Annotated in this window: 13 protein-coding genes; 2 read left to right on the top strand and 11 right to left on the bottom strand. The window is 34.2% G+C overall.

The genetic code is table 11. The features are described 5' to 3' along the window. The 5 genes from AC0J6S_RS15360 to truA all read right to left on the bottom strand — a co-directional run bounded on the left by AC0J6S_RS15360 (position 1) and on the right by truA (position 6533). Positions 1 to 837, bottom strand: a complete 837-nt coding sequence (locus AC0J6S_RS15360) for a serine O-acetyltransferase (protein ID WP_474954609.1) — start codon at positions 835 to 837, stop codon at positions 1 to 3. A gap of 198 nt (positions 838 to 1035) precedes the next feature. Then, a complete protein-coding gene (locus AC0J6S_RS15355; protein ID WP_474954608.1) occupies positions 1036 to 1821 on the bottom strand; it encodes a hypothetical protein in 786 nt (261 codons plus the stop codon). Positions 1822 to 2069: 248 nt separating this feature from the next. Beyond that, a complete protein-coding gene (gene lpdA / locus AC0J6S_RS15350; RefSeq protein ID WP_474954607.1) occupies positions 2070 to 3458 on the bottom strand; it encodes a dihydrolipoyl dehydrogenase in 1389 nt (462 codons plus the stop codon). A 522-nt stretch (positions 3459 to 3980) separates the two neighbouring features. Continuing rightward, positions 3981 to 5735, bottom strand: a complete 1755-nt coding sequence (locus AC0J6S_RS15345) for an ABC transporter ATP-binding protein (RefSeq protein ID WP_474954606.1) — start codon at positions 5733 to 5735, stop codon at positions 3981 to 3983. 63 nt (positions 5736 to 5798) lie between these two features. Next, positions 5799 to 6533, bottom strand: a complete 735-nt coding sequence (truA, locus tag AC0J6S_RS15340) for a tRNA pseudouridine(38-40) synthase TruA (RefSeq protein WP_474954605.1) — start codon at positions 6531 to 6533, stop codon at positions 5799 to 5801. A gap of 246 nt (positions 6534 to 6779) precedes the next feature. Here truA and AC0J6S_RS15335 point away from each other — a divergent pair, with 246 nt between their 5' ends. Further along, complete coding sequence (locus AC0J6S_RS15335) at positions 6780 to 7277, top strand: metallophosphoesterase family protein (protein WP_474954604.1); 498 nt, start codon at positions 6780 to 6782, stop codon at positions 7275 to 7277. Here AC0J6S_RS15335 and AC0J6S_RS15330 read toward each other — a convergent pair. The 3 genes from AC0J6S_RS15330 to AC0J6S_RS15320 all read right to left on the bottom strand — a co-directional run bounded on the left by AC0J6S_RS15330 (position 7252) and on the right by AC0J6S_RS15320 (position 10299). Further along, positions 7252 to 8979 (bottom strand): tetratricopeptide repeat-containing sensor histidine kinase, encoded by a 1728-nt coding sequence (locus AC0J6S_RS15330; protein ID WP_474954603.1) that lies wholly within the window; start codon positions 8977 to 8979, stop codon positions 7252 to 7254. The genes AC0J6S_RS15335 and AC0J6S_RS15330 overlap by 26 nt on opposite strands. Positions 8980 to 9056: 77 nt before the next feature. Next, the gene (locus tag AC0J6S_RS15325; protein WP_474954602.1) at positions 9057 to 9719 is read right to left on the bottom strand and encodes a response regulator; all 663 of its coding nucleotides are present in this window, start codon (positions 9717 to 9719) and stop codon (positions 9057 to 9059) included. A gap of 166 nt (positions 9720 to 9885) precedes the next feature. Beyond that, the gene (locus AC0J6S_RS15320; RefSeq protein ID WP_474954601.1) at positions 9886 to 10299 is read right to left on the bottom strand and encodes a DUF4293 domain-containing protein; all 414 of its coding nucleotides are present in this window, start codon (positions 10297 to 10299) and stop codon (positions 9886 to 9888) included. 182 nt (positions 10300 to 10481) lie between these two features. Here AC0J6S_RS15320 and rho point away from each other — a divergent pair, with 182 nt between their 5' ends. After that, positions 10482 to 12257 (top strand): transcription termination factor Rho, encoded by a 1776-nt coding sequence (rho, locus tag AC0J6S_RS15315; protein ID WP_474954600.1) that lies wholly within the window; start codon positions 10482 to 10484, stop codon positions 12255 to 12257. 137 nt (positions 12258 to 12394) lie between these two features. Here the strand turns inward: rho and AC0J6S_RS15310 are convergent, their stop codons facing one another. The 3 genes from AC0J6S_RS15310 to AC0J6S_RS15300 form a co-directional block, all read right to left on the bottom strand. Further along, on the bottom strand, positions 12395 to 13651 hold the full coding sequence (locus AC0J6S_RS15310) for an RsmB/NOP family class I SAM-dependent RNA methyltransferase (protein ID WP_474954599.1): 1257 nt from the start codon (positions 13649 to 13651) through the stop codon (positions 12395 to 12397). A gap of 179 nt (positions 13652 to 13830) precedes the next feature. Then, on the bottom strand, positions 13831 to 15816 hold the full coding sequence (locus tag AC0J6S_RS15305; protein ID WP_474954598.1) for a KUP/HAK/KT family potassium transporter: 1986 nt from the start codon (positions 15814 to 15816) through the stop codon (positions 13831 to 13833). 106 nt (positions 15817 to 15922) lie between these two features. After that, positions 15923 to 17884: a KUP/HAK/KT family potassium transporter gene (locus tag AC0J6S_RS15300; RefSeq protein WP_474954597.1), complete on the bottom strand. Its 1962-nt coding sequence runs from the start codon at positions 17882 to 17884 to the stop codon at positions 15923 to 15925. Positions 17885 to 17962: the final 78 nt, after the last annotated feature.

The raw sequence follows: 17962 nt of genomic DNA, 5'->3' as shown, positions 1-17962 counted from the left end.
TTATATAGAGAAAAAATTAATATCTTTTATTTCCTGCTGGTTCAAAACCGTGTTTTTATTGGATTGCATGACAAATGAATACGGATTCATACTCTTGGTAATAAACGTATTTCCCCCTACAATACTGTGATTTCCTATGATGGTGCTTCCGCCTAGAATAGTGGCATTAGCATAAATAATCACATGATCTTCTACGGTTGGATGTCGTTTTTTTTCCTGCATACTTTTCTCAACTTGCAACGCTCCTAATGTCACTCCTTGATAAATACTGACATATTTCCCTATGATTGTAGTCTCTCCAATGACAATTCCGGTGCCATGATCAATCATAAACGGAACATCGATAGTGGCACTGGGGTGAATGTCGATTCCAGTTTTGCTATGCGCATATTCGGTAAGAATTCGCGGCAACAAACACGTAGTTCGGGAAGCAATAGCATTGGCAATGCGATAGACTTCTATGGCAAAAAAACCGGGATAGGAATTGATTATTTCCTGAATGCAATCAGCTGCAGGATCTGTATCCAGAATAGCCTGAGCGTCTTTTTGCATCGAGCTATATAGTTCCGGAAGCGCGGTGTAAAATGATTCAGCGTCATCCAGAATTTCATTCGCTGTTTTGTCTTTTACAATCTCCGAAAGAATAGCGATGAAGTTGGCTTTGTTTTGGTCCAAAAGCAATTCGATTTGAATGGTTTCCAGAGCTTTTTCGGGGAATAATATTTTGAATAAATCATCAATCCAAGTAATAATCTTAGAAGAATCAATGGCTCTTACCCAATTTTTATTTTGGCTTTCATGCAGTGTATTCGAAAAATGGTTGGTTGCAGTGTTCATTTATAAAGGAATAAAATCAGAATTATACGAGTAAAATGGCTCGTTATACAAATATAGAGCAGAATTGAATAGCTTCATAACCCTGCTTTGTAAATAAATGTTAATATGTTAAATTCCCACATAATGGATGCTTTGTGTTGGAAATGCTAGTATAAAAAAAACTAGTGGCGGAAGTCAATAATAAGATTTCGCTGATGATTACTTAATGAAAATCCTGTTTTTTGAATTAATAACTTTACTATACATCGCATCAAAAGTATACTGTTTAATCAAACCGGAAATCTTTTTTAATTCATTGATTTTATGTAAGGTCGAACGTTTGATCGCGCGTGACATTCTAATTAGATTGTCAGTATTGTCATCAATTTCCATGGCTATTATGGATTGAATAATATCTTTTTTCTTGATATGTCCGACCATTCCTTGCTCCGTAACGTCATTAAACTGTTGGAGTTTTTCTGCGATTCTCAAATTTTGAATGCCTTGATACGTATAATTTGGTTGTTTGTTTAAAAAGTTTTTCTTCAAATTCGGGATTAAAGAATCATTTATCCCATTAGATAAGCTAGCGGTTTCCACTTTTATAATCGAAAATTGAACAGCCGTATCTTTCTTAAAATGTAATATAGTATTTACACTTCTTCTGCTGGTTACAACAGTTGAAAGATGTTTTCTTAGCGTTGATTGGTGACCCGATATACCAAAGCTGTGTTTAAAAGTTCCCTCAGTGCAATACGCGAATACAATTGACGTTGCGCTTAAAGATTCCATACTTAGTGTTACATCATCTGCAAATGTCATGTTAACCTGAATACAAGTAAAACCATTTATGAAGGTTACCGCGTCAACATTTCCCTTAATCAAATCAGTATCCAGCGCTAATTTAAATTCGTTATTACTTGAATTTAAAACGCCATTTAAAGAAGTTTCCAGTCCACTAAAAACTTCATTTATTGTTCCGGCATTCAGATAAATATTTTTCATAAGACATCTATTTAAATAATTATTAAGAAAATGGATTTCGTTTACTTTACTATTTTAATTTATTCAAATTTCAGAATAAGTAATGCAATTTTTGTTATGTAATTCTGTCTAAAACTTTCATAATTCTTATACCTAATTTATCTGTTAGTGAATGTATTAAGGGCATAAAAAAATCCGATTTGCGAAAGCAAATCGGATTACTATTATTTTGTAGAGACGCACTGCAGTGCGTCTTTACAATCTGAAATCTATAAGTGTATAACCTCGCCATAGGCATCAGCAACCGCTTCCATAACGGCTTCGCTCATCGTTGGGTGTGGGTGAATTGATTTTAAGATTTCGTGTCCTGTAGTTTCCAGTTTACGTGCTACAACTGCCTCAGCAATCATATCAGTAACTCCGGCTCCGATCATGTGACATCCTAACCATTCTCCGTATTTAGCATCAAAAATTACTTTTACAAAACCATCCGGTGTTCCAGATGCTTTTGCTTTTCCTGAAGCTGAGAATGGGAATTTTCCAATTTTCAATTCGTATCCTTTTTCTTTAGCTTGTTTTTCAGTCAATCCTACAGAAGCAATTTCTGGAGTTGCATAAGTACAACCCGGTACGTTTCCGTAATCTATAGGATCTACGTGAAGTCCTGCAATTTTCTCCACACAGTTGATTCCTTCCGCCGAAGCTACGTGAGCTAATGCTTGGCCTGGCGTAACATCGCCAATAGCGTAATATCCTGGAATGTTCGTCTGGTTGTAAGCATTTACTAAAATTTTATCTTTATCGGTAGCAATTCCTACTTCTTCTAGTCCTATGTTTTCAATATTGGTTTTGATTCCAACCGCTGAAAGTAAAATCTCCGCTTCCAAAACTTCTTCTCCTTTTGCTGTTTTGACAAATGCTTTAACACCTGCTCCAGTTGTATCAATTCTCTCAACAGATGAGTTAGTCATAATCTTGATACCTGCTTTTTTCAAAGAACGTTCCATTTGTTTTGAAATATCTTCGTCTTCAACAGGAACTACATTTGGCATAAATTCTACAATAGTTACCTCAGTTCCCATGGAGTTGTAAAAGTGTGCAAATTCAATCCCAATAGCTCCAGAACCCACGATAATCAACGATTTTGGTTGTGTTGCTAATGTCATTGCCAGTCTATATCCAATTACCTTTACACCATCTTGAGGCAAGTTTGGCAACTCACGGGAACGTGCTCCAGTGGCAATGATGATATGATCCGCACTGTATTCAGTAACTTTATTTTCTTTGTCAGTAACATCAACCTTCTTTCCTGGTTTTAGTTTTCCAAAACCATCAATCACGTCAATTTTATTTTTTTTCATCAGGAATTGAACCCCTTTGCTCATGCCGTCCGCTACAGAACGGCTGCGCTGTACAACAGCAGAGAAGTCTTTGTCAAATGATGAAACAGTCAGTCCATAATCCGAAGCATGTTTTAAATAATCAAAAACCTGCGCTGATTTTAGTAACGCTTTTGTTGGGATACAACCCCAGTTCAAACATACACCGCCTAAGCTTTCTTTTTCTATTACGGCTACTTTAAAGCCTAATTGTGATGCTCTAATTGCTGTAACATAACCCCCTGGACCACTTCCTAAAACTATAATATCGTATTTCATTTTGTGCTTGTTTATTTGTTATTTGTACAAAATGAATTCGTAAAAACTCATTTCATTATGTGTGTTTGTCTTATTTAATTGATTGGGCGAATTTAATGATTTATTCTGTTTTGAGAAAGTTTCAAAGTAATAAAGTAAACATTTTTTAGAAAAACACCTTTGTTTTAAACAAATTGCAAAAGTATGAATGCAGATTTATTTTTTTAACTGCTACATCTTTGTAAAAAAGTAAAGTGAAATTTAGACACTAGAATTAAATTGATTTTCACTCTTAACTCTCTTAACCTAATTGTTGAAAAGATGGGACGCGGATGACACAGATTAAGCTGATTTTTAACCTTGAAACCTTTCTGTCTTTTATTCTTTATTCTTTTTTCTTTATTCTTTTTTCTATGTTCTTTATTCTTTATTCTTTATTCTTTATTCTTTTTTCTTTATTCTTTTTTCTTTATTCTTTATTCTTTTTTCTTTATTCTATGTGCTTTGTCCCTATGTTACTTCTATTTCCTTTTCAGTAAAAAACTAATTTGCCACCGAAAACTGGGAATCATACAAATTCTTGTAATAGCCACTTTCGCGGTTAATTAATTCCTGGTGTGTTCCTTGCTCTACGATTAAACCTTTATCCATTACCACAATTTTATCAGCATTGACAATCGTTGCCAAGCGGTGCGCAATAACAATTGATGTTCTGCCTTTAGTAATCGTTTCCGTAGCGCGCTGAATCAATTCTTCGGAATACGTATCGATTGAAGATGTCGCTTCATCTAGAATCAAAATACTTGGATTGCTCACATACGCTCTCAAGAAAGCAATCAGTTGGCGCTGACCTGACGAAAGCATAACGCCACGTTCCTTTACATCAAAGTCATAATTATCCGGTAGACTCATGATGAATTCATGTACGCCGATTTTTTTTGCTGCAGCTAAAACTTGTTCCCGACTAATTTCAGGATTATTCAAAGTGATATTATTGAAAATCGTATCGGCAAAAAGGAAAACATCCTGCAATACAACTGCAATTTGTTTGCGTAAAGAATCTAAAGTGTAGTTCTCAATATTGTGATTGTCTATGTAAATCGAACCGCTGTTGATTTCGTAAAAACGATTCAGCAAGTTAATAATCGTCGATTTTCCGGCACCAGTGGAGCCTACAATGGCAATGGTTTGACCGGCAATCACCTCTAAATCGATTCCTTTTATTACTTCTTCATCCGGAATATATCCAAAACGAACTTTTTTGAACTTGATATCTCCTTTAAAAATCGGAGCTTCGATTATTCCTGTATCCTGAATCTGATCTTCGGTGTCCAAAATGTCAAAAACACGATTCGCCGCAATCATTCCCAGTTGCATCTCGTTGAATTTATCGGCAATTTGACGCAACGGATTAAATAACATTCCTATGAACATCGTGTATGAAAATAAATCTCCAAAAGTGGTGAAATTATCCCCGTTTAGTATTTTGATTCCGCCATACAACACAATGAAACCAAGCGTTAAAGATGAAATAATATCAGCAATAGGGAAGAAGATGGAGTTATAAAGAATGGTTTTGATCCAGGCTTTTTTGTGCTTATCATTGATACTTTTGAATTTTTCGTACTCAATTTTTTCACGATTAAAGAGTTGAACAATCTTCATTCCTGTTACTCGCTCCTGCACAAAGGAGTTCATATTGGCAATTTGGGTGCGCACTTCTTCAAAAGCGACTTGCATTTTCTTTTGGAATATACGCGTGAAGAAAACCAGAATTGGCATTGCCACAATCACAATCCATGTCAGTTTCCAGTTCATATAAAACATAAAAGCCAACACGACAACCATTTTCATCAAGTCACTAATAATCATGAATAATCCCTGACTGAAAATTCGGGCAATGGATTCAATATCTGAAACTGAGCGAGTCACGAGTTGACCCACCGGAACGTGATCAAAATATTTCATTCGGAAACTCAAGATGTGTTGAAATAGTTTTGTCCGAATGTCTTTTACAATATCCTGACCGAGCCAGTTTGCCCAATATACAAAGTAAAATTGCGAAAACACCTCCAGTAATAGTACAATTCCCATTAGGATGACATACATTAATAATCCCTGTTGGTCTTGGGTTGCAATGTAACCATCAACGGTTTGCTTCAATAAATACGGTCGCAAAGCCGCAAATATCGATAGTGAAATGGCGAAAACAATCACGCCATTAAAACGCCATTGATAGGGTTTGGTAAATTTTAATATTCGTTTGAATAATCTGGTATCAAATGCTTTTGCTTTCATATTGTTTCTTTAAGCCTTATGCTTTAGGCTTTAGGCATAATGCGTAAAGCTTACAGCCTGAAGCTATAAATAATCGTATTCTATTTTGGTTAAATACAAACCATGCGCCGGAACCGAAAAACCAGCTTTGTCTCGGTTTTTACTTTCTATGATGGCAGTAAAATCAGCCAGTGTAATCTTGTGTAACCCTATGTTTACCAATGTTCCTACAATGGCACGTACCATATTCCGTAAGAAACGATTGGCCGAAATGGTAAAAATCAGGTTGCCATTTTCTTGCTTCCAATAGGCTTCAAAAATCGTACAATCAAAAGTATTTACATCCGTATTTACTTTCGAAAAACATTGAAAATCAGTCTGATCGAAAAGTAATTGCGCCGCTTCATTCATTAAATCGACATCTAACTTTTGATGGAAATACCAACTTTGCTCTTGCGAAAAAACATCTTTGAACGTATTGATGTGGTATTCGTAGGTTCTTTTTGTCGCGTCAAAACGAGAGTGCGCTTCATCATGAACCGGAATAATGTCATAAATAACAATGTCTTTGGGCAAATAAGAGTTGAGTTTGTGCACTAAATTTGGAATGTCAAACGGGTTTTCAAAATCAAAATTAGCATACATCTCTTTAGCATGAACTCCGGTGTCTGTTCTTCCGGCTCCCATGAGACTAATGGTCGTATTCAACACCACCGAAAACGCTTTGTTCATCGTTTCCTGAACAGAAGCAGCATTGGGTTGGTATTGCCAGCCGTGATAATGCGTTCCGTTATATGCTAATTTGATGAAATATCTCAAGTAAATTTTTTTGAAGCCACAAAGATACTTATTAATTTTTTTGCCACGAAGTCGCACAGGTGCAAAGTTTGGTAAGTTTCAATTTGATTTTTTATTTGGAATGTGAATGTTTATTTTTACCACAAAATCCTAGCCCTGATTGTAACGGAAATCCTTTCTAATCGCCTTTTCGGCGGATAAAAAGATTGAAGTGGAAAGCGGGAAATAGCTCCAGATTGCCTCAAGCCTTGCAATGATAACATAAATATGAAAAAAATACTCTTGCTTTCTGATACGCACAGTCATATTGATGATACGATTTTGAAATATGTTGCTCAAGCTGACGAGGTTTGGCATGCGGGCGATATAGGTGATCTGGCTGTAACAGATGCGATAAAGAAGCTAAAACCGTTGCGTTGTGTGTATGGGAATATTGATGATGCCAAGGCTCGAATGGAATTTCCGTTGCACAACCGATTTAAATGTGAAGGTGTCGATGTCTGGATTACGCATATTGGCGGTTATCCGGGAAAATACAATCCAAATATTAAAGCAGAAATGCAATCAAACCCTCCTAAATTATTTATTTGCGGGCATTCTCATATCCTGAAAGTCATCTTTGATAAAAAACATAATTTATTGCACATGAATCCCGGAGCGGCAGGGAAAAGTGGTTTTCATCAGCTGCGCACCATGTTGCGATTTGTGATTGAAGGAGACAAAATCAAGGATATGGAAATTATTGAGATTGAAAAACGGGTGTAGTTGCCTTTTTTGGATACGTTATTGGGACTTCAATTGTAATGATTGTTCCAGCGTTTACTTTTGAGTTCAAGTGAATATTTCCTTTTAAATTATTGATCCGAGCTTTTATTTGGTTTAAACCAAAACCTTCCAGAACATGAAATCTACTGGAATCAAAACCTTTTCCATTATCCATAAGCGTGATTTTCAGTAATTCGTTATTTTCATCCATACTTAATTTAGACTGACTTGCATGACTGTGTTTTATGATGTTGTTGAGAAGTTCCATGATTATAAAATAAATTTTCATTTCAAAATCTTCATCATAACGCGTTTTTCTGTTTATAAAACTGGCGTATTCAAAATGCACAATCGAATTGGAATTTTTTTCACACAAATCATCCAAAGCATCAAATAATCCAAATCGTGCCAAAAGTGACGGCATTAGTTCGTGTGACAAATCCCGAACCTGATCGTGCGCTTCTTCCAGTATTGCTTTGGTTTTCATTATTTCTTGCGAATAAGACTGGTTTTGTGACGTGTATGCATGTAAATGTAATCCTGCCGATGACAGTAAAGCGCTGATATTATCATGTAAAAAAGCCGCAATTTTTTTGCGTTCTAATTCTTGCCCGTTTATAGACGCATTAATCATGTTTTCCTGAGCTTTACTGCGCAAATCTTTTAGTTTATTTTTTTGTTTTAGTTGCGCATTTTGGGAATAAAGGTAAAAAAGCAGGAACAATAGTAGTAGGATCGCGCTTAATATAATAACAATTTTCTTGTTTCTGGATTGCTCTTGAAGTAAAATATATTCTTTAGTTTTAAACTCACTTTCTATTTTGTCAATTTCTCGTTTGTATTCGTCAATTTCAAGATTTATACCGGCAACATTGGCTTTGTTGAGTTTTTCTTCATCGTTTAATTCATCCGTTATAGCATTAAAAATAGCGAGATTTTTATAAGCTTTTTTATAATCTCCATTTTTTAATAAAAACTTAGAATACTCATGGTGTGAATACGACAAATCTGATTTTTCGTTTCCTTCATTTCCAAGTTTTATTGCATTTTCAAAAAAGAACGTTGCTTTTTCAGGGTCGTTTTTATAATTATAATACATTCCATTGAGCATGTGTAGTGCCACAATAGTAGAGGTATCGCCATGTTTTTCATGATGTTTATTGATGTATTTCAGGTAGGGAAGTCCTTCATCATAACGTCCTATATCAAAATATGCCCAGGTCAAATTTAGCTTAGTAAAAACTATTTGTGCGGAGTCCTTGATTCTCGTGCTGTATTCTAATGATTTTTTATAATAATAAATACCTTTTTCATATTGTTTTTTATCAAAACAATAAATGTTCCCTAAATTATTGTTAATCCAGTTTTTTAAAACATCATTATTGGTTTTGTTGGCATAGGTTAAGCCTTTGTGGTAATAATAAAAAGCTTTGTCATATTCAGATAACTGGTCAAAATTTGCAGCAATGGTGTTGTACGAACCTGCAATCAGATTGTTGTCTTTTAGACGAATAGCCTGACTTAAAGCAAGTCTTGATTTTATGAGTGATTTTTCGTAACTGCCTTCTTTCATTAGGAGTATTGCTTCGTTAGAAAGCGCGGTAACTTCTTTTTTTATAGGCTTTTTTTTGTATGCAAAAACTGTATTTGTGGAACAACTAAGTAATACAAGCAATGCGATAACAATTTGTCTGTATGACATAGGTACTTTAATTTTATTGGGTTTTATTGTTTTGTCACAGCTGGTTTTTGAAAATGAATCGGATTTAAATTACCAACTCAGGATTTAATTAACTGATGTTTAATGGCGTATTTTACAAGACTTATGGAGTTTTTTGCATCCAATTTTTTCATTATGTTTTTTCGATGTGTTTCCACTGTATTGACACTGATGAATAACTGATCACTAATTTCTTTTCCACTGAATTCAAGTGAGATCAAAGTGATAATTTCTAGTTCTCTGTCGGTTAACGCTAAGTTTCCTTTTAGATCAGGTTTGTTTAATTTTGGATTATCCTTAGTTGCGGTATTGAATATTTTTTCCCGAACCGATTTGCAAAAATATTCTTCACCATTGTAAACAGCCTGAATGGCTTCGACGATATTTTCACCGGCACATTTTTTTGTCAAATAACCGCTGCTACCTAATTTCATTACTTCTTTGATTATTCTCAAATCATCATGACTGGATAAAATAATAATTTTGCAGGGAAATCCTTTTTCAGCAAACTCTTTAATTACTTCAATTCCATCTTTTTCTGGCATGTTAATGTCCAGAATAAGGATATCCGATTTGTTCTGAATAACTTCATCGTATAATTCGGTACCATTAATGGAAAAACCCACCACTTCAAATCTAGGATTGGTATGTAATATGGTTCTGATTCCATCAATAAGAATTTGATGGTCATCAGCAAGATGAATTCTTATTTTGTTTAACATATCGTGATTGTTATTGCCAAATTTATAAAAAAAACAACAGATTATTAGTTTATTAGATCTTTATTATTGTTTTGTACTGTTAAAATAAATAGTGACAAAATCCACAAAAAAACCCGAATTGTTACATTCGGGTTTCCTTCGCACTAATAAACTAAATATTATAGGTTTACCTCAATCTGTCCACAGATTTTACAAGATCTTCATCCTTTTTGATAGCCTTATTAGCCAAGACTAATAACACGATAGCAACTACAGGTAGAAACATCCCAATACCTTTCTCCGAAACAGCAGGTGTTTCTCCAGATAGATTTAGTGAACGATATACAAACAATCCTAATAAAATCAAATTTAATATGATATTCAGTCTGCCAATAACAAACTGATTTTGTCTTTTTTTATAGGAAACTACACTAAATAAACTCAACGTCGTACTCAATCCTAATAATATCGTATACACTTGACTTTGCATGAAATAAAATGCTTTACCATCGCTCATAGTCCATAATGGAATAAAAAATAGTAAAATGCCTGTCACTACAAAAGCAAGCAATAAATAAATAGTCTGAATTCTTTGTATCATTTGTTAAATATGTTTTACAAAAATATATTTTCTTTTTTAAAAATACTATTGTCTGATTAAATTTTATTCGTATTATTGCATCATAATTCCGTAAGCACTTCATACTGCGGTTGATTCAATTTTAAGTTCACTACCTATCTTTTACATTATTTCCAAAAATTAATTAAACTCATAGAACATTCATGTTTGATATTTCTGCATTAAAAGAAATGAAGCTTTCTGAGCTTCAAGAAATAGCTAAAGCAGCTAAAACCATAAAATTTAACGGTGTAAAAAAAGATACTTTAATCGGTCAGATTTTGGATCATCAAGTTGCTACTGTGGAAGCTATACTAGATACAAAGACAGAAAGTAATCTTGAAGAGGATAAACCGAAAAGAGAAAGAGCTAGAATACTGCCTGTGAAAAAAGTGGCTATACAGAAAACAACAAAAAACACGCTGTTTGAAACCGAAGATAGTAATGTAGAAGAAAATGTTCTCGTTGAAAATAGTTCTTCTTTGGAAGAAATGCCAAAAGAACAAGAAGCAGTTTCAGTTCAAGAGCCTGTGGTTACTGAGAAAAAAGCAGATAAGGTGATTAAGTTTAATAAATCAGCTTACGAGAAAAAAATAGCCTTGAAAAAGGATAAAGAAGAAGTAAAAGATACTGCAAAAGAAAATGAGGCTACAGCAGAAACTTCCACTGAAGAAAAAGGTGAGGTTGTTGTTCCTGTCAAAAAAATAAATCCAAACCAATTACATAAGCTGAATCCAAATCCTAACGGAAATGGGAACGGAAATGGAAATCAAAATCCGAATTTCAAAAATAAGAAAAGTAATTTTGCTGCTTCTGATTTTGAATTTGACGGAATTATAGAAAGTGAAGGCGTTCTGGAAATGATGCCTGATGGATATGGTTTCTTACGTTCATCAGATTACAACTATTTGGCTTCGCCAGATGATATTTATTTATCTACTTCTCAAATTAGATTATTCGGTCTTAAAACCGGAGATACCGTAAAAGGAGTAGTTCGTCCTCCAAAAGAAGGAGAGAAATTTTTCCCATTAGTACGCGTTTTAAAAATAAACGGACACGATCCGCAAGTAGTTCGTGACCGAGTTTCATTCGAACATTTGACTCCGGTTTTTCCATCAGAAAAATTCAAATTGGCCGAAAAGCAAAGTACGATTTCAACTAGAATCATCGATTTGTTTTCACCAATAGGAAAAGGACAACGCGGAATGATTGTGGCGCAGCCTAAAACCGGTAAAACGATGTTGCTTAAGGAAATTGCCAATGCTATTGCGGCAAATCATCCTGAAGTATATTTAATTGTTTTATTGATTGACGAACGCCCAGAAGAGGTGACTGACATGCAGCGCAGTGTGCGTGGTGAAGTAATTGCTTCTACATTTGACAGAGAACCGCAAGAGCATGTTAAAATTGCAAACATCGTCCTTGAAAAAGCAAAACGATTGGTAGAATGTGGTCACGATGTAGTGATTCTGTTGGATTCGATTACGCGTTTGGCCAGAGCATATAATACAGTTCAGCCTGCTTCAGGTAAAGTATTAAGTGGTGGAGTGGATGCGAATGCATTGCAAAAACCAAAACGTTTCTTTGGAGCTGCCCGTAACGTAGAAAATGGTGGTTCATTAAGTATTATCGCTACTGCATTGACTGAAACTGGTTCTAAAATGGATGAAGTTATCTTTGAAGAATTTAAAGGTACTGGTAATATGGAATTGCAATTGGACAGAAAAATTGCTAACAAACGTATTTTCCCGGCTATCGATTTGACTTCTTCAAGTACACGACGTGACGATATGTTATTGGATCAAAAAACATTACAACGCATGTGGATTATGAGAAAATACCTTTCGGATATGAATCCAGTGGAAGCGATGGATTTCATCAATGATCGTTTCAAGAAAACAAAGAATAATGAAGAGTTTTTAATCTCAATGAATGATTAATTATAAAAGTTCAAAGTTTTTTTAGTTTAATGTTTAAAGTTAGAAAAAGATTAAACTGAAAAAAAATAATTACATAAAAAAAGTCCTCGAAATTTCGAGGACTTTTTTTGTAAATTATAGAGTGTAAAATCTAATTTTTATTCTACTTCTTTTTGTACTCTTTTTTCCTTCTGTTCTGAGCTTTCTTTACGTTCTAGTAAGGCCATATAAAATCCGTCAAAACCAGATTCCGATGCCAAGATTTTTTGGTCTTTTATAAAATTGAATTGTTTACCAATGTCAGTTGTCAAAAAGCGTTGTACCTGTTCTTGGTTCTCTGATGGTAATATAGAACAAGTGGCGTACACTAATTTACCTCCCGGTTTTACAATTTTAGAATAGCTTTCTAAAACTTCCGATTGTACTTTACGGATGTTGTCGATGAATTCCGGTTTCAATTTCCATTTAGCGTCCGGATTTCTTTTCAAAACTCCTAAACCACTGCAAGGTGCGTCAATTAAAACACGATCCGCTTTTTCGTGTAATTTTTTGATGATTTTTGTAGAGTCAATAATGCGGTATTCAATATTGAAAGCACCGTCTCTTTTAGCTCTGATTTTTAATTGCTTCAATTTGCTTTCATACAAATCCATCGCAATTAATTGTCCTTTGTTTTCCATTAAAGATGCAATGTGCAATGTTTTTCCACCAGCACCGGCGCAGGTATCAACCACACGCATTCCTGGTTTTACATCAAGAAAAGCAGCTACTAATTGTGAATTGGCATCTTGAACTTCAAAGAAACCTTGTTTAAATGCGTCAGTTAAGAAAACATTAGCTCTTTCTTTCAGTACCAAAGCATCCGGTTGATTTTTCAACGTTTCCGTTTCAATGTTTAAATCCATTAAAATAGCACGTAACGCTTCTCTGGTAGTCTTAAGTGTATTTACTCTCAAAATTACTTTAGCTGGTTGATTTTGAGCTGTAATTTCAGTAGCCCAAACTTTTTCGCCTAATTCTCTAACTCCTAATTCATCCATCCAGTCTGGAATAGATTCTTTTAAGGCTCTTACTTTTGAAAGTTCATCAAAACGCCCTTTTATTTTTCGTTCTGGAGTTCCTTCCAGCTGACGCCAATCCGGAATAGGATATCCTCTTAATACAGCCCAAACAGAAAACATTCTCCATAGATTGTCTCGGTCAAATGGTTCTTTTACTTCGGCTATTTCTGCGTATAATCTTTTCCAACGTACAATTTCGTAGATGGTTTCGGCAACAAACTTTCTGTCAGAACTTCCCCAACGCTTGTCTTTTTTTAAGGATCTTGCGACCACTTTATCCGCATATTCGCCTTCATTAAAAATGGCGTTCAATGCGTCTATTGTTGTATAAACTAAATTTCTGTGTAATCTCATTTTGAATAATTGAGGTGCAAAGGTAGGTTTTTTTTATGTGAGTTTTTGCATTTGTGGCTTACGAGTTTGTACAAGTGCTACTTGAAAACTTATGGAAATTGCATAAAAACAAAAAAGTTTTTTTCTGATAAAGAAAAAAACTTTTTTAGATACTATTTATGATAGAATAATTACGGCAATCACATGTTGGTATTTGATTTTTCTATTCTTTTCATATTGATAATTTCCGGTGGATGCAGAACCATGGGGAACTGTTCTACTTTAACGGAACTATTGTCTAAACCAAAAGCTTTACCTTCAGACAAACTGAATTTTTTCAAAATGAAATAAGTGTTCATTACAATTTTTTCGAAGAAAGTTAAATCACTGTCATTAGAAAGAAACTTTTCAGATAAAACAAATTTGAAATCACCTATAATATTATTTTTATTCAAAGATTCATAACGGCTGGAAATGTCCATTTCGCCTTTGCTAACCATATCTTTTATTACTTCTTTAAACATTAAGTTGATTTTTGTAGGTTCTCTAAAACCCAAATAAAAATCAACTCGGTATAAATCATCTTTTAGGATTTCGGTTACTCGATATTCTTTTTTGTAAGGTTCGTTTAGCACATTTACATGTATAAACCAATAAATGTCAGCTCTTTTGGGTCTTTTACGAAGGATTGAATACATTACTTTTTCTTCAATTTCATCGGATCGCGTAGCATTTGTCATGTAGACTAAATGGGTGGCGTATTTCGGGATAGTTTCATCATGACTCAACTCACCCAATACTTTTGTATAATCGTCAATTTTGACAATTTGCGTATAATTTTTGCTGATTTTCTTAGCCAAAAACCAAGTACTCATTATGAAAATCATGAATATTGCCACAAATAACGTCACATATCCACCTTCCATAAATTTAGAAATATTAGCATATAAAAAGCCAATTTCTATAGTTGCGTATAAGGTAATTAACGGAGTCAAAAAATACCATTTGACTCTTTTCATTATCAAATAATAATTCAATAACGTTGTTGTCATCATCATTCCCAGAATTATGGAAAGGCCATAGGCATGCTCCATATTTTTGGATTCTTTGAAATATAAAATGATTCCAACACACCCTACAAAAAGCAGCCAATTGATAGAAGGAATGTATAATTGCCCTTTTACGTCAGTTGGATAATTGATTTTTACTTTTGGCCAAAAGTTCAATCGCATGGCTTCATTGATCAATGTAAATGAACCACTAATTAATGCTTGTGAAGCAATGATAGCTGCAAATGTGGCAATTACAATTCCGATTGGCTGAAACCAATCGGCCATGATGAGATAAAACGGATTGTGATTCGAACTTCCTAATTGTGCCAATGTTTTTCCTTCATGTAGCAACAGAAATGCTCCCTGTCCAAAATAATTAAGAATTAAAGTAGTTTTTACAAAAATCCAACTCACTCGGATATTTCGTCGTCCGCAATGTCCCATGTCCGAGTACAATGCTTCTGCTCCCGTTGTACACAAGAATACCGCTCCCAAAATTAGAAATCCTTCGCCAGCCTTATCTGAGGTTAATAATTTATAGCCATAATAAGGATTAATAGCTTTGAAGATTTCAACATTTTTAAAAATCTGGATGCAGCCTAAAATTCCAAGCATCGAAAACCATACTAGCATGGTAGGTGAAAAAAACTTGCTTACCAGTTTAGCTCCAAATTGTTGAATACTGAATAAAATAAAAAGTATCGCAATGACAATGGGGATTGTTGGGATATCGGGTTTGAATATATGCAATCCTTCAACCGCAGAAGATACAGAAATGGGAGGCGTAATAATACCTTCGGCTAATAATAAACTTCCCCCAATAATAGCAGGGACAATTAGCCATTGAATTTTGGTTTTTTTTACTAAAGAATATAAAGAGAAAATTCCACCTTCGCCGTGGTTATCCGCATTTAGGGTAATTATTACGTATTTTAGTGTAGTTTGTAAAGTCAATGTCCATAAAATACAGGATAAACCACCTAATATTAATTGCTTGTTTATGGCATGTTCTCCAATAATGGATTTCATTACATATAATGGTGAAGTACCAATGTCGCCATATATAATTCCTAACGTAATCAAAAGGCCAGCAGCGGAAAGTTGGCTGTGGATGTTTTTATGCGAAGTGCTCATGAAAAATTTTTAAAAAACTTTTCAAAGTTACTATTTTAGAATAAATTAACAGTAATTATTGTAAGAAATAAAAATAAAACACGGTTTTAAGGCCGTGTTTAAATTACTATTTAGTTCTTGTCAGACCAATTTTTTCAGGAGCATGGAGAACCATTGGGAATTTTTCTATTTTTACGGAGCTACTGTCTAAACCAAAAGCTCTTTCTTCGGATAAACTCAATTTTTTAATTAAAAAATAAGAGTTCATAATTATTTTTTCATGCCATCTTAAATCACTGTCATTAGAAAGAAATTTTTCAGATAAAACGAATTTGAAATCGCCTATGATATTATTGTTATTCAAAGACTCATATCTGCTGGTAATATCCATTTCGCCTTTTTGTACCATATCCTTAATAACTTCCTTAAACATCAGGTTTATTTTTGTAGGTTCCCTAAATCCTAAATTGAAGTCTACACGATACAGATCATCTTTTACAATTTCGGTAACTTTATATTCAGTTTTGTATGGTTCTGTTAGAATATTGACATGAACGAACCAATAAATATCAGCTCTTTTAGGTCTTTTTTGTAAAATGGAATACATTACCTTTTCTTCTATTTCATCCGTTCTTCCCGCATTGGTCATGTAAACTAAATGTGTGGCATATTTTGGAATTGATAAATCTGCACTTAGTTCAACCAGAACTTTTTTGTAGTCCTCAATTTTAACGATTTTCGTATAACTCTTGTTGATTTTCTTAGCTAAATACCAAATCGTCATTATACTGATTAAAGTAATTGCTATGAAAAGCGTTACATAACCACCGTCAGCGAACTTAGTTATGTTAGCAGCGAGAAAACTAAATTCTATCGCTAAATAAATGGTAATCAACGGTATGATAAAATATAATTTTACTCTTTTCATAATTAAATAAAAAGTAAGTAAAATAGTGGTCATAATCATGCATAAGATAATCGCCAGACCGTAAGCATGTTCCATATTGCTGGATTCTTCAAAGTGCAATACGATTCCAACACATCCAAAAAACAGTAACCAGTTAATAGATGGAATGTACAATTGACCTTTCAATTCTGTAGGATATTTGATTTTTACTTTTGGCCAAAAATTCAATCGCATTGCCTCATTTATCAGAGTAAAAGAGCCGCTAATTAATGCTTGCGAAGCAATTACAGCGGCAAGCGTAGCGATTACAATTCCGAAAGGCTGAAACCAGTCCGGCATTATTAGGTAAAAAGGATTTCCATTTTTTCCACCCAAACTTTGTAATGTTTCACCTTGATGCTGAATTAAATAAGCGGCTTGACCAAAATAATTAAGAACTAGGGCTGTTTTTACAAAAACCCAGCTAATTCTAATGTTTTTTCGTCCGCAATGTCCCATATCGGAGTACAATGCTTCCGCACCTGTTGTACAAAGGAATACAAATCCCAAAACAAAAAATCCTTCAGGATGAATGGTCAATAAATGATAGGCATAATAAGGATTGATGGCTCTAAAAACATCAGTATGTTGTGCGATTTGGATACATCCCAAAATAGCAAGCATTCCAAACCAAATCAACATCATAGGAGCGAAAAACTTACCAACTAATTTAGTTCCAAATTGCTGGATGGCAAATAGTACGAATAAAATACCTATTACAATTGGTATTGTATTTATTTCCGGATAATAGGTTCTAATCCCTTCAACAGCAGAAGATACGGAAATTGGAGGGGTAATTATTCCGTCAGCGAGTAAAGCACTTCCACCGATTATTGCGGGGACAATCAGCCATTGAATTTTTGTTTTTTTGACTAAAGCATACAAGGCGAAAATACCTCCTTCACCATGATTATCAGCACTTAAAGTTATGAGTACATATTTAATAGTAGTTTGAAGGGTAAGTGTCCAAAACACACATGATATACCACCTAAAACAACATCCGCGTTTATGATATGCTCGCCTAATATGGCTTTCATTACGTACAATGGAGATGTTCCTATATCCCCGTAAATTATTCCTAATGAAATTAATAAACCACCTAATGTCCATTTACTATGCAGGTCTTTGTGCGATGCGCTCATGTAATATTTTTAAAAAACTTGTCAAAAATACACTTTTAAAAAATAAATAAGATGTTTTAGATAATAAAAAAAACACGG

Source organism: Flavobacterium sp. TS_SC_5, assembly GCF_056156265.1.
This window is presented reverse-complemented; position numbering and strand designations above follow the sequence as displayed.

Coding starts and splice junctions, on each gene's coding strand:
- AC0J6S_RS15360 (WP_474954609.1), bottom strand. CDS start 837: ATGAACACTGCAACCAACCATTTTTCGAATACACTGCATGAAAGCCAA.
- AC0J6S_RS15355 (WP_474954608.1), bottom strand. CDS start 1,821: ATGAAAAATATTTATCTGAATGCCGGAACAATAAATGAAGTTTTTAGT.
- lpdA (WP_474954607.1), bottom strand. CDS start 3,458: ATGAAATACGATATTATAGTTTTAGGAAGTGGTCCAGGGGGTTATGTT.
- AC0J6S_RS15345 (WP_474954606.1), bottom strand. CDS start 5,735: ATGAAAGCAAAAGCATTTGATACCAGATTATTCAAACGAATATTAAAA.
- AC0J6S_RS15335 (WP_474954604.1), top strand. CDS start 6,780: ATGAAAAAAATACTCTTGCTTTCTGATACGCACAGTCATATTGATGAT.
- AC0J6S_RS15330 (WP_474954603.1), bottom strand. CDS start 8,979: ATGTCATACAGACAAATTGTTATCGCATTGCTTGTATTACTTAGTTGT.
- AC0J6S_RS15325 (WP_474954602.1), bottom strand. CDS start 9,719: ATGTTAAACAAAATAAGAATTCATCTTGCTGATGACCATCAAATTCTT.
- AC0J6S_RS15320 (WP_474954601.1), bottom strand. CDS start 10,299: ATGATACAAAGAATTCAGACTATTTATTTATTGCTTGCTTTTGTAGTG.
- rho (WP_474954600.1), top strand. CDS start 10,482: ATGTTTGATATTTCTGCATTAAAAGAAATGAAGCTTTCTGAGCTTCAA.
- AC0J6S_RS15310 (WP_474954599.1), bottom strand. CDS start 13,651: ATGAGATTACACAGAAATTTAGTTTATACAACAATAGACGCATTGAAC.
- AC0J6S_RS15305 (WP_474954598.1), bottom strand. CDS start 15,816: ATGAGCACTTCGCATAAAAACATCCACAGCCAACTTTCCGCTGCTGGC.
- AC0J6S_RS15300 (WP_474954597.1), bottom strand. CDS start 17,884: ATGAGCGCATCGCACAAAGACCTGCATAGTAAATGGACATTAGGTGGT.